Here is a 12,380-nt window from a genome sequence, read left to right as displayed (position 1 = left end):
ATTATTTACGATTGTAGACACGCCGAATTAGAAGAAACCCAAGGGACTGGTGGAGTAACTCACCAGCAGATTCTTGGTATTTTGGTAGTGAGACAGCATCATTTTGTGGGTCTCCCGGCCGATACCTGACTTCTTGTATCCTCCGAAAGCGGCATGTGCCGGGTAGGCATGATAGCAGTTGATCCAGACCCGTCCTGCCTGAATCCCCCGCCCCATCCGCTGTGCCCGATTCATATCCCGGGTCCAGACGCCGGCACCCAAACCATACTGAGTGTCGTTGGCAATGCTGAGAGCTTCTGCTTCATCTTTGAAGGTGGTTACAGCAACGACTGGGCCAAAGATCTCCTCCTGAAATACCCGCATCCGGTTATGGCCACTGAGTATTGTCGGGGTAACATAATAGCCCTGACTCTGGGAGCCCGGCAGATTGTTGGCTTGACCGCCAAGCAGTACTTTGGCGCCTTCATTGCGGCCAATTTCCAGATAGCTGAGTATTTTATCAAACTGCTCCTGTGACGCTTGAGCGCCGACCTGAGTGTCGGTATCCAGCGGATCTCCCTGTTTGATACTCTGGGCTCTGGCGATGACCCGCTCGATAAACTTGTCGTAGATGGACTCCTGGATCAGTACCCGGCTGGGACAGGTGCAGACTTCACCCTGGTTGAAAAAGGCCAGCAACATGCCTTCGACCGCCTTATCCAGATAATCGTCTTCCTGTTCCAGGACATCGGCGAAATAGATGTTGGGGGATTTCCCGCCCAGCTCCACGGTCGAGGGGATTAGTGACTCGGCGGCGCACTTGAGTATGTGGTAACCCACTTCGGTTGAACCCGTGAAAGCCAACTTGGCGATGCGTTTGCTGGTGGCCAGCGCTTGACCCGCCTCGGCGCCAAAGCCGTTGACGACATTAAGCACCCCGGCAGGCAGCAAATCTTGAATCTGCTCCAGCAGTACCATGATGGAAACCGGTGTCTGCTCCGCTGGCTTGAGTACGATACAGTTGCCGGCCGCCAGTGCCGGGGCTATCTTCCAGGCCGCCATTAAGAGTGGAAAGTTCCAGGGAATGATCTGCCCAACCACGCCCAAAGGTTCGGGAAAGTGATAGCTGACCGTGGTGGCATCAATATCGGCAGCGCTGCCTTCCTGCGCGCGAATACAGCCGGCAAAGTAACGGAAGTGGTCCACCAACAGGGGTAAGTCGGCATTGAGGGTTTCCCTGACCGCCTTACCGTTTTCCCAGGTTTCGGCCACTGCCAGCATCTCCAACCTCTGCTCTACTCGATCGGCAATGCGCAGTAGCAGATTGGCCCGTTCGGTGACTGAAGTCTTGCCCCAACTCTCTTTGGCGGCATGGGCCGCATCCAGCGCCAACTCGATATCCCGGGCGTCAGAGCGGGCGGCCTGACAGAAGACTTCGCCGGTGACCGGGGTACGGTTATCAAAGTATTGTCCGCCAACCGGCGCGAGCCACTTTCCACCAATAAAATTGTCGTACTTATCCTTGAACTGCAGCAGGGCACCCTGAGTGCCGGGTTGGGCATAAATCATGGTGAGTTTCCTCGTCTTGTTGAAAGATTTTTCTTGTATTTATCTGTTCGGCCACAGCGGCCTTGGCTCAGGTAAACGCAAAGGCCGGGCCAGTGTGAGCCTGCTTGTTCATTTATTGTGCTAACAGTATGATGAAAAACTAAATTTGCGATTGCTGTATCTTGGCGTGGTGCCGGGTACTCGAGTTGTCTATCGCGCAAACTGTGGCAAAAAGGTACACACAGGTGTACCAGAATGGAGCAGGGCTATGACACTCAAGACCCATTCCCAATCCTGGTTATCAGCTTCCTGGCAACGTTGCCAGGGGGCCGGGCTCAATCCCGCCGCCATACCCGATGAACTCAGGCTCAATACTGCAGCCCTTGATGAGCGGCGCCAGCGCCATGGCCGGCTGCTGCAAGCCGTGGAGCACAGTGCACTGCCACTGTTCAATCAACTTATGGGGCGAACCCAGAGCCGGCTCATCCTCTCGGATCCTCAAGGTTTTGTGCTGCATCACTGGGGCGTGAGCCGCTACTCACAAAAGCTTGCCAATATTGCCCTGGATACCGGGGTCAACTGGATGGAGCAATACAAGGGGACCAATGCCATAGCCGCGGCACTCAGCGAACGCCAGTGTGTTTCGGTTATCGGTGAGCAGCACTTTATCAAGAGCCACAGATTTATGAGTTGCACCGCCAGCCCGCTGTTTTCCCCGGACGGTGAGTTGCTGGGAGCCTTGGATATCACCAGTGAGCAGCAAATCCATACCCCAAAGACAGCCATCTTGGTGTCCAGTTTGGCGCAGCAGTTGGAGCTGGCCTTATTGTGCCGACTCCCCGGCGCTGCTGTTCGATTGGATCTGGCGCCGCAGAAGGCCCTGTTGCATTCAGGCTGGCAAGGCGTATTGGTGCTCGACCTTGATGGACGGGTGCTGGGCGCCAACCCTATGGCAAGGCAGTTGCTCAAAGGCATCAACCTGGGCCAAATTCATCAGGCCTTGTCCCCTCAGGTATTGAGCCGGGGCAGCGGCCGCTTGCAGCAGGGATTGGTGTTCAGAACCCAGGCGTTGGAGCTGCCTCAACATACCAAGCCTGTGGTTCGAGCGAGCCAGAGCCGAGAAAGCCAGAGCGGAGAAAGTAGCGCTGCTTTTAAAGAACCCAGGTTGGAGCAAGCCTGGCAGCAGGCGCGTAAGGTGTTGGCACGAAATATCCCTTTGCTGATCCTGGGGGAAACCGGAGTGGGCAAGGAGCAGTTTGTCAAACAGCTGCATGTGCAAAGTCCCAGGCACCAGCAGCCTTTTGTGGCGGTCAACTGCGCCGCGATCCCGGCGGAGCTGGTGGAATCAGAGCTGTTTGGTTATCAGGCGGGTGCTTTTACCGGAGCTTCCAGGCAGGGATATGTCGGCAAAATACGTCAGGCGCACCAGGGATCCCTGTTTCTGGATGAAATAGGCGAGATGCCCCTGGCGGCCCAGAGCCGTTTGCTTAGGGTGTTGCAGGAGCGCGAGGTGGTGCCCATTGGCAGTAATCAGGCACACAGCGTCGACATTCAGGTGATTGCCGCCACTCATATGGACTTACCAGCATTGGTGCAGCAGGGGGCCTTTCGCGCCGATCTCTATTACCGGCTCAATGGCTTGCAGGTCACACTGCCTGCATTGCGCCAGCGAAGCGACCTGCGGCGTCTGATCCACAAATTGCACCAGCGCTATCGAGTTCGGCCCCAGAGCCTGTGTCCTGTGCTGGAGCAGCGATTGCTGCAATATCATTGGCCGGGAAACCTACGGGAGCTGGATAACCTGATGCAGGTAGCCTGTTTGATGGCCGAAGAGTTCCCTGAACTCAACTGGCAAACGCTGCCTGAGAGCCTGCAGCAGACCTTGGGTACTGCAGAAGAGGCGATTGCCGGCTTGGCACCCGCGCCGGGCAACAATCTGCACAGCCAAATGCAGACGCAAATTCGCGACACCTGGCTAGCCTGCAATGGTAACGTCAGTGAAGCGGCACGCCGTTTGGGGATTAGCCGAAACACCCTATACCGTAAGCTTAAGGCGTTGGCGCTGAAGTAGTTTTAGATGTTGATATTTTGTTAATATACTCGCAGTAGTACAGTCAATGATTGAGGCCAGTGCAACAGATTGGGATTATTGAATGTGAACCAAGCCTCGAAATAGCCCATGAGTTGCACGCCTCGACACTCTGCGAATTATCCGATGTCTCGGCGGTGGTTTTTCCACTAGTCTTGAATCCATATTTTCAACAGCAGGAGCGGTAATCATGTTTAAGGCACTCGTATTGACCCAAAACGATAAACGGACCCAGGCCCAGATAACCCAATTGGAGGACAGCGATCTGCCTGAGGGGGATGTCCTGGTCGATGTTGCCTACAGCTCACTGAACTACAAAGACGGCCTGGCGGTAACCGGGCTTGGCAAGATTATCCGTCAATTCCCCATGGTGCCGGGTATCGACTTTGCCGGTGTGGTGCGGGAGTCAGCCCACCCGGATTATGAGCCAGGCGATGAGGTTATCCTCACCGGCTGGGGCGTTGGCGAAAATCATTGGGGCGGTATGGCCGAGAGTGCCAGAGTCAAGGGTGACTGGCTGGTGCCTATGCCACTGGGTTGCACAGCCGCCAAGTCGATGATGATAGGCACCGCCGGTCTCACGGCCATGCTGTGTGTACAAGCGCTGCAGCAAGCTGGGATCAAACCGGAAGATGGCGAGGTGCTGGTAACAGGTGCCAGTGGTGGGGTCGGCTCGGTGGCCGTGACGCTGCTGGCTAAACTCGGCTTTAAGGTTGTCGCCGGTACAGGCCGCCTGGAGCAGAATGCGGCTTGGCTCAAGCAGCTTGGCGCCAGCGATTTAATTGAGCGCAGCGAGCTTGAGCAGGATGCCAGACCATTGGATAAGCAGCGCTGGGCCGCCGTAGTGGATACCGTAGGGAACAAGGTGCTGGCCAGCGCATTGTCACAGCTGAATTATGGTGGGGTTGCCGCGATTTGCGGCCTGGCGGGTGGCTTTGCCCTGCCAACCACGGTAATGCCCTTTATTCTTCGTGGCGTCAGCCTACTGGGAATAGACTCGGTGCAGTGCCCGGCCGCCAAACGCCGCGCTGCCTGGGAGCAGATAGTGGCTCTGTTGCCTGAGAGTTACTATCAAGAGGCTTGCCATGAAATCACTCTGGAGCAGGTACCCGAGGCCGCAGCGCAAATCGTTAAAGGTGAAATCAGCGGCCGCACTCTGATTAAAGTCGGCTGATCCTCGCCTACAAAAGGGGGCCTCTGGGCCCCCAACAGTTTGTTGTGACTTGTCCTGAATACAGTTAGGCCCCAACAATACGGCTCCAACCCAGCTTTTTTGTTGATATTCCCTCTTATTGAGTCGGTGCTTGGCTAACTTTGACTTAGATTAGCTTTTGAGTTTGAGAAAGAGCCAAAGTCATAGCGGTTTATCAGTCGCTCTCATTTCCCCCTGATTTCTTGCCTGTCTTGTGGGCTGTGGCGAAGTTTGGAAACCGTTCCAAAAAATGTCACTTGTCCAGCTTTGCGGTTAAAACCCAAGCCAGATGTCATTTTTAAATGTTGCCCTTTTGTTTAAAAAGCAACTGACGCTTAACTCCCGTTTTGGAATTGATTCCATCCCTAAGATGCCAGTGTCGATTAAAACGAAAAAGGTGATGACAGATGAGCAAAGTAGATCTGCTGGGACGCCGTAACTTTATTAAGGGCGTTGGCGCCGCTGCCGGAGTTGCCGTGGCTGCTCCCGTGTTGGCTGTATCGGAAAAAGCCACGGATGTGAGTTGGGATAAAGAAGTTGAAGTGCTGATTATCGGTTCAGGGTTTGCCGGTTTGGCAGCGGCCATTGAGGCGACCCGCAAAGGCGCCAAAGATGTGCATATCTTTGAAAAAATGCCTTATTTCGGTGGTAACTCTGCCATTAACGGTGGCTTGTTCGCCGCACCGGGTACACCTATGCAGCAACAGGAAGGTGTCAAGGATTCAGTAGAACAGATGGTTGCCGATCAGTTGAAATCGGGCCGGGGTATCGCCGATGAGGAACTGCTGCGTCATGTGGCTTCACACGCGGTGGAAGCCTTGCAGATGACCCTGGATGCCGGCGCCGAATACCATCCTTACCTGCAACAATTGGGTGGTCACTCGGTTGCCCGTACTTATCAAACCGCGGTCAGTTGCGGCGCAGGTATTACCCAGCCTTTGTATAAAGAGTGCCAGCGTATCGGAGTCAAGACCCATAACCGCTCCAAGTTTGAGGGCTTTGTCCTCGGCAAGGATGGTCGCGTCGAAGGGGTGAAGATGCGTCAGGGTTATTACTTCGGCGAAGAGGACTCTGGCAAGTTGGTGTATATCAAGTCCAAGCGCGGTGTCTTGATGGCAACCGGTGGCTTTGCCCAGAATATCGGCCTGCGAATGGCGCAGGATCCGACTCTGACCCATGAAGTGGGTTGTACCAATACTCCCGGCGCCACAGGTGAAGGTATGTTGGAGATGTTCCGTCTCGGCGCTGTGCCTGTGCATCTGGCACATATTCAGTCCGGGCCCTGGGCCTCTCCCGATGAGGGCGGTTTTGGCTATGTCTCCAACTATTCCATTTTCAACTTCCCTCATTCAATTGCGATTAACCGCATGACGGGTAAGCGCTTTATGAATGAAATTGCCGACCGCAAGACCCGCGCCGATGCCGAGTTGGCCTGTCGCGACGCCAAGGGAGAACCGCTGCCACCTATCTTGATCACCAGCTACAAGGACTCCAAACAGCACCCCAATACCGCCAAGGTGCTCAAATACAATGTGGGATGGAAGTTTGACTCACTGGAGGCACTGGCCAAGCACTTTGAGGTGCCTTTGAAACCGCTTAAGGCACAAATCGAAGAGTACAACCGTTATGTCAAGAGCGGTGAAGACAAGCAGTTTGGCAAGAACATGACCAAGGCAAAAGATAAGTATATTGAAGCGCCTTTCACTGTGGTGCGTCTGTGGCCTAAGGTGCACTACTGCCAGGGCGGAGTCCAGGTGAACACCAAGGCTGAAGTCAAAGACAGCCTCACAGGTAAGCCGGTTGCCGGACTCTATGCCGCAGGGGAAGTCTGTGGCGGCATCCATGGCGTTAGCCGCCTGGGAAGCTGCTCTATCCCCGAATGTATGGTGATGGGTATGACTGCGGCCCGCAGCATGATGCAAGCCTGAATTGAACGGTGAGAGAGGACTCAATAATGAAGAAAGCAAACTTAGTATGGGCACTGCTGTTGGCAGGGCTAACTTCGGTATCGGTTCATGCCGTTCAGCAGCGCGATTATCACAAGGCAGTGATAGGCAAGGATTGCAAGGTATGCCACGACCAAGGGATTAAGCAGTACCCTTCAGATGGTGCCTGCCTGAAGTGCCACGATGTCGATGAGCTGGCAAAAAAGACAGCCCGCAGTGGTGAGGACAGATGGCAAAATCCCCATGACAACTTGCATTATGGTAAAGACTTGCCTTGTGTTGAGTGTCATGGTGAACACCAGCCTAAAAAACCTCTGTGCAGTAATTGCCATACCTTTAAATACGATAAACATAAGGAATAATGAAAGGGTTTATATGCTGCCTCAAGTTTCCTCCACCGGCAGCATGACCCGTATATATCTTTGATTAAAATAGTCCCTGCAACTGCTGTTTTAATTCAATGATAGGCTCACTTGATCACAAGTGGGCCTTTTTTGTTTGCTGGCTCACAACTCTTTTTCATTCTGTTATCTTTTTTGTTGCCTGTGTTCAGACAACATTTTTGGAATGGATTCCAAGTATATGCTTCGCCTGATATTTACTCTAAATATAATTGAGGTTCCAGGTGATGAATAAGAAGCTAATACTAATTTCACTGCTGATTTCCAATACGGCGATGGCAGAAAAGTTACCGGATTTTTTAGACCCGGCTGATATTGAAAATGCAAGCTTTGTTTGTTTGGGTGAAACACCAGAGTATTCCAAACAAGATCAAAAATATATCGATATTCTCTGGGATGAAACCTTGCGTTATTTAAATGGCTTTGCCCAGGCGCTCACCAATGGCGAGCAAGCTCATTGCCTGAACTCGGATGAGGCTATTTACGACACCAGCGCCGGTGGACAAAAGTTCTGTGTAATGGATCGCCGCGATATGCAGCTGATGGTGAAAAATATCTATCAGGTATTGCACAATCCTCAAAGTGCCAAAACTTGTTTCGGGGCTCGCCGTGATGTCAATTGGATCTACAGCCCAGGTGGGGAACTGGAGCAAAAATCCCCGGTGGCTCAGTGGGCGAAACGCATGAGTTTTAATGAATTCTTCAAGCAGAAAGTCACCAATAAACAGGTGCAAAAGCAGGGAAAAATCTTTACTGATAACTTCTACAAAATGGTCACAGGTGATGAGGTGAAGATGCCATCGGCTTTCCCCTATGACATCAGCGCCAACGCCTTGCCCAACCTGTGGGCCGCTGCCGGTTGGTTCCCCATGTATGCCGAAGAAAGCAAGCGCAATGACAGGAACTTCAATAATGTTCGTGGCGGTTATGCTTATGCAGAGATCTTCGGTCACTGGGGACTACTGAGAATTGACAGCATCAATGGTGAGAAAGTCGGCGCCGAAGTAGGTATGACAGTACAGTCGGTCGATACTCTTTACCCGTTTCACAATCATGCCATTTCTGAAATGTACTACAACATGAGGCTGCCGGCTTGCACCAATCAGTTCAAGAGCCTGGCAATTAAAGCCGATTCACCTTTGTTGGAAACTGTAAAAGAGAATGACAAGATGCGCCGGGTCCGCTTCGATGCCGGGCAACCCAATGTCGATGCCATGTGGCTTTCCGGCAGCAGCGAACGCGATCCCCTGTTGTATTTTCACCAGAACACCATCCATGCCTTCGATGTTGATGGCAGCTGTGAAGCCAAGCCGGAAGAGAGAGCGATAGTCTCGGTTTGGGCCAGAAGCAATGCCCACGACAAACGCAATGACTATGGTACAACACTCTTGTGTGAATCAGCGCAGCAGCCGGGCACACCGGCCAAAAAGGGCGAAACCATTCAGTGCGATCTGAGTAAGCTCAAGTGGTAGTTAATCAAGATGAAAGCCGGCATTAGCCGGCTTTCATCTTATTCTACGGTCGTGTTTCTATTTTTGAGATTGGCCTTCAACAGGGCGATGAGTTGATTGCAGGCTTCAGTCTGGCTCTCCGGATTGAGATAGAGAGATTCATTAAACACGGGCAAGGGAGGGAGATCATGCTCTATGGGATCGAGGATCTGCATCTTGTCGTTGATCCTGAATTCGGCAATCGGAGCTATGCTCAAATCATTTTCAACCGCCATGCACAAGGCTTGGGGAGAGGGGGTAGAAAGCAGCACATTGATGGGCCGCATCGACAGTTGGTGGTTGGCAAACACCTGAGCTCTGATGGGGCAGTTTTCCGGGTAAAGTGCCATGGGAATCGTTTCCCGTTTATGAGCACTGCCGTTCTTGGCGGCCACCCAATGAAAACGTCGTTCGAACAGGAGCTCTCCCTGCACCGGAGGCTGCCAATGGGTCGCCACTATCAGGTCGAATTCCCCTTGATGCAACCGCTTATACAGATTGCCGCTGACATCTGTGTCTATGACCAACTCAATACAGGTGAACTCACGGACAAATTCCAGCAGGCAGTTGTCCAGATAATAGGTAATATAATCTGTGGGAACGCCAAGGCGAATCACTTCGCGATTCTGGCAGTCTTTCAGCTCATCCAGGGCCTGGGTGTTGAGTTGCATCATCTTATAGGCGTAGTTGAGCAGGGTATTGCCGGATTCGGTCAGCACCACGCCTCGATTGTCTCGGAGCAACAGCGGTTGACCGACACTTTCTTCCAGCTTTTTGATCTGTAAGCTCAATGCCGACGGGGTGCGACAGACTTTTTCTGCAGCCTTGGATAAATTGCCGCATTCGGCCACAGCAATAAAACTCTCGAGCAATTCTATTTTTAACATTGGCTATTGGCGTGACTCATAATGGTATCAGTATTACTCAATATCGCAGTCGCAGAAAGCTTGTTACTATTTTATTGTGAAGTTGGGATAGTTTGTATTTAAGCTTTGCTCAGGAGTGGCCAATGGGAAAATGGGAACGACGGGGAAACTATTTGGTTGAAGTGGCGCAACGTTGTTTAAGAGGACAGAAGACTTTTGGTTTATGTCGTTCTCATCTTGTTGAAGCCAGCCAAATATCCAAAGGCACTGTATATAATCATTTCACTACAGAAGCCGATCTCATGGTGGCAGTAGCTTGCAGTGAATATGAGTATTGGCTCAAGCAGGCCAAACAGGATGAAATACAATATAAAGACCCTCTGGAAAGGTTTATATTTCATCATTGTCAGCGGCTCTATGAAGTCTTGTCGACAAATAAATTTGTCATTGAGCGGATAATGCCGAATCAAGCTCTGTTGTTGTTGGCGACCGAGTTTTATCGGCATGGCTGTGAAAGACGTTTCGATGAATATATGCAGTGGAATGCCAAGACCATTTCCGCTGTGGGAGAGGTGCCAGGATTCGATCGGGTCGAGCTGGTGATGAGTTATCTGCGTGGCGCCATGATCAATACCGACGATGCCTGCAAGGCCCACGACGACCCGCAGCTCTATTACCAGTTCAGTTATGCGCTGATCCATCTGATGGGGCACTCAGATAAGCGCAGCCCCTCCAAGCAACAGTTTGCCGCCTGGCTAAGCCGCCAACCCAGTCTGGAGTATGAGCCTGAAGGTCTCAGTCGCGTGGTAAATGGATGACGACCTCAAGCCCACCTTGGGCGCGATTGCTTGCCTGGATATTGCCGCCGTGGGCTTGCACTGCGGCATCGGCAATGGCCAATCCCAGCCCCCAACCGCCACTCTCTCTTTCCCTGGCTGAATGCGGTCGATAGAAGGGCTTGAAAATAGCCTCCAACTCAGACTCCTCAATACCCGGGCCGTCGTCAGTAATGCTTATCTCTACCCATGGCCCCTTGGCCCCGGCGCAGATATTTACCTGGGTACGGCAGTAGCGGATGGCGTTGCGCAGCAGGTTTTCAATCGCCCGTGACAGCGGTCTTGGGTAGATGGGCAGCTCCAGTTCTTCCGGTATCAGGATGCTGAGTTCCTTTTGCTGCTGTTCGGCTTCAAATTCGGCATCGTCCAGTACCTGGCTCAGTGATTCGGCCAACCCCACCTTCAGCTTGTTGTCCTGTGCCTTGAGCTTCACCCGGGAAAGCTCCAGCAGCTCGGCAATCATTTTTTCCAGTTGGTCGGCCTCATAGGCGATACGTTCGGCTTCATCTCCGGCCATCCCCTTCTTGCGCGCCAGGGCCAGTGCCAATTGCAGCCTGGTCAACGGAGTTCGCAGCTCATGGGAGATGTCGCTTATCAGTCGCTGCTGATTATTGACCATGGTTTCGATGGCGGCCGCCATGCTGTTGAAGGCCTGGGCCAGTTCGCCGATTTCGTCGTGACGTCCGGCCGTGGCATCGTCGACCCGGCTGTTCAATTGCCCCAGCGCCAGAGCGTTGGCACTCTGTTTCAACGAACGCAGCGGCTTGCCCAGGTGCCAGGCCAACAAACCACAGAGCAACCCTGAAAGCAGAATCGCCAGCGACAATGTCAGTAACTTGTGTTCAATAAAGAAAAAGAACCAGGGCATGGGGTGGTGATCCGGCAACCGGCCATAAAGGGCATAGGGGGTGCCGTTAACCTTAAAATCGAACGGGCCGAATATCAGTTCATCGCGAAACTGGTGTGAAATGGGTGCGTTGGCTTCCTCCGCCATCAACATAAAGCGGCGCATGCCTTTGGACACTCTGTGAGTGTTGATTATCTGTCCCTGCTCATTGACCAGATAGATGCGAATTGGCTTGCCTTCCATGCTGCGTCTGCGCTCCCAATGGTGCAGAAAGCGGCCATTCAACTTGGCCGGTTCCTGTTGCAGCTCATCGGCGACCTGAGACAAGACCTCCCGCAGTTTAGGCGGCATTGGGGCCCTGTCATGGTTTTGCTGCAGCAGCGGCAGCATGCCAACAGCAAGAATGATCAGGCTGCTGCAGAGCCAAAAGCCCAGCAGCAGTTTGATAAAGAGGCGATTGGGCAGGGAAAATGACTTCATCAAGGGATCCAGATATAGCCTTTGCCACGTATGGTCTTGACCCTGGGACGACCGTCGCTGCGTTCCGGCAGTTTCTTGCGCAGGTTGGAAAGGTGCATGTCCAGGCTGCGATCAAAGGGCATCAGTTTTTTGCCAAGCACGGTTTCACTCAGTTCGTCTTTACCTATCAGTTCTCCGGCCTGATTGGCCAGGGTGTAGAGCAGGCTGAACTCAGTGCCGGTCAGCAGCAATAACTGTTCATTGCAATAGGCTTCCTGACGGGCGGAGTCCAGGCTGAGATCGCCTATGGTTTGAATACCGCTCTGGGGAATGTCCTGCGGGGTGATATTGGCGCGGCGTATGATGGCGCGGATCCTGGCTACCAGTTCCCTGTCATTGAAAGGCTTGGGCAGATAGTCGTCTGCGCCTATCTCCAGGCCAACCACTCTGTCTATCTCATCACCGCGGGCGGTAAGCATAAGCACAGGGGTTTGTTTCTTGCCACGCAGTTCCCTGAGCACTTCGAAGCCATTGAGCTTGGGCAGCATCACATCCAGCAGGATCAGGTCGTAATCATTGGCAATCGCCAGTTCCAGGCCGCTCTGACCATCATGGGCCAGTGTCAGCTCAAAGCCTTCCAGCTCCAGTAATTGCCCCAAGAGTTCGGCCAGGCCCAGGTCATCGTCTATCAATAAAATTCGGCTCATTTATACGCCTCACACAATTT

Annotated in this window: 10 protein-coding genes; 6 read left to right on the top strand and 4 right to left on the bottom strand. The window is 52.9% G+C overall.

Annotated features, from left to right (window positions below; translation table 11 throughout):
- Positions 1-27 precede the first annotated feature (27 nt).
- A complete protein-coding gene (locus ACF8D4_RS01485; RefSeq protein WP_071238011.1) occupies positions 28-1,548 on the bottom strand; it encodes an aldehyde dehydrogenase family protein in 1,521 nt (506 codons plus the stop codon).
- 247 nt (positions 1,549-1,795) lie between these two features.
- Between ACF8D4_RS01485 and ACF8D4_RS01480 the strand changes: the two genes are divergently transcribed.
- The 5 genes from ACF8D4_RS01480 to ACF8D4_RS01460 all read left to right on the top strand — a co-directional run bounded on the left by ACF8D4_RS01480 (position 1,796) and on the right by ACF8D4_RS01460 (position 8,627).
- Positions 1,796-3,598: a sigma-54-dependent Fis family transcriptional regulator gene (locus tag ACF8D4_RS01480; protein ID WP_144226358.1), complete on the top strand. Its 1,803-nt coding sequence runs from the start codon at positions 1,796-1,798 to the stop codon at positions 3,596-3,598.
- A 208-nt stretch (positions 3,599-3,806) separates the two neighbouring features.
- Positions 3,807-4,790, top strand: coding sequence for an MDR family oxidoreductase (locus ACF8D4_RS01475; protein ID WP_107005790.1), 984 nt, complete (start codon positions 3,807-3,809; stop codon positions 4,788-4,790).
- A 425-nt stretch (positions 4,791-5,215) separates the two neighbouring features.
- Positions 5,216-6,736, top strand: a complete 1,521-nt coding sequence (locus ACF8D4_RS01470; protein WP_044735440.1) for a flavocytochrome c — start codon at positions 5,216-5,218, stop codon at positions 6,734-6,736.
- A 26-nt stretch (positions 6,737-6,762) separates the two neighbouring features.
- A complete protein-coding gene (locus tag ACF8D4_RS01465; protein WP_144135430.1) occupies positions 6,763-7,116 on the top strand; it encodes a cytochrome c3 family protein in 354 nt (117 codons plus the stop codon).
- Positions 7,117-7,382: 266 nt separating this feature from the next.
- On the top strand, positions 7,383-8,627 hold the full coding sequence (locus tag ACF8D4_RS01460) for a hypothetical protein (protein ID WP_071238135.1): 1,245 nt from the start codon (positions 7,383-7,385) through the stop codon (positions 8,625-8,627).
- 38 nt (positions 8,628-8,665) lie between these two features.
- On the opposite strand, the gene ACF8D4_RS01455 is transcribed toward ACF8D4_RS01460, so the two are convergent.
- On the bottom strand, positions 8,666-9,532 hold the full coding sequence (locus ACF8D4_RS01455; RefSeq protein ID WP_025010766.1) for a LysR family transcriptional regulator: 867 nt from the start codon (positions 9,530-9,532) through the stop codon (positions 8,666-8,668).
- Between the two features lie 122 nt (positions 9,533-9,654).
- Between ACF8D4_RS01455 and ACF8D4_RS01450 the strand changes: the two genes are divergently transcribed.
- Entirely contained in the window at positions 9,655-10,329 is a 675-nt protein-coding gene (locus tag ACF8D4_RS01450) for a TetR/AcrR family transcriptional regulator (RefSeq protein WP_044735437.1), read from the top strand.
- Here the strand turns inward: ACF8D4_RS01450 and ACF8D4_RS01445 are convergent.
- Together ACF8D4_RS01445 and ACF8D4_RS01440 are read right to left on the bottom strand one after the other, a co-directional pair.
- Positions 10,307-11,674 carry an ATP-binding protein gene (locus tag ACF8D4_RS01445; RefSeq protein ID WP_208125244.1) on the bottom strand — a complete coding sequence of 456 codons (1,368 nt, stop codon included), beginning with the start codon at positions 11,672-11,674 and terminating at the stop codon, positions 10,307-10,309. The genes ACF8D4_RS01450 and ACF8D4_RS01445 overlap by 23 nt on opposite strands.
- On the bottom strand, positions 11,674-12,360 hold the full coding sequence (locus ACF8D4_RS01440; protein WP_025010769.1) for a response regulator: 687 nt from the start codon (positions 12,358-12,360) through the stop codon (positions 11,674-11,676). Before ACF8D4_RS01440 ends, ACF8D4_RS01445 begins: the two co-directional genes overlap by 1 nt.
- Positions 12,361-12,380 lie beyond the last annotated feature (20 nt).

The sequence above is a fragment of the Shewanella sp. YQ_9 genome, assembly GCF_043103185.1.
Taxonomy (GTDB): Bacteria; Pseudomonadota; Gammaproteobacteria; order Enterobacterales; family Shewanellaceae; genus Shewanella; species Shewanella algae.
This window is presented reverse-complemented; position numbering and strand designations above follow the sequence as displayed.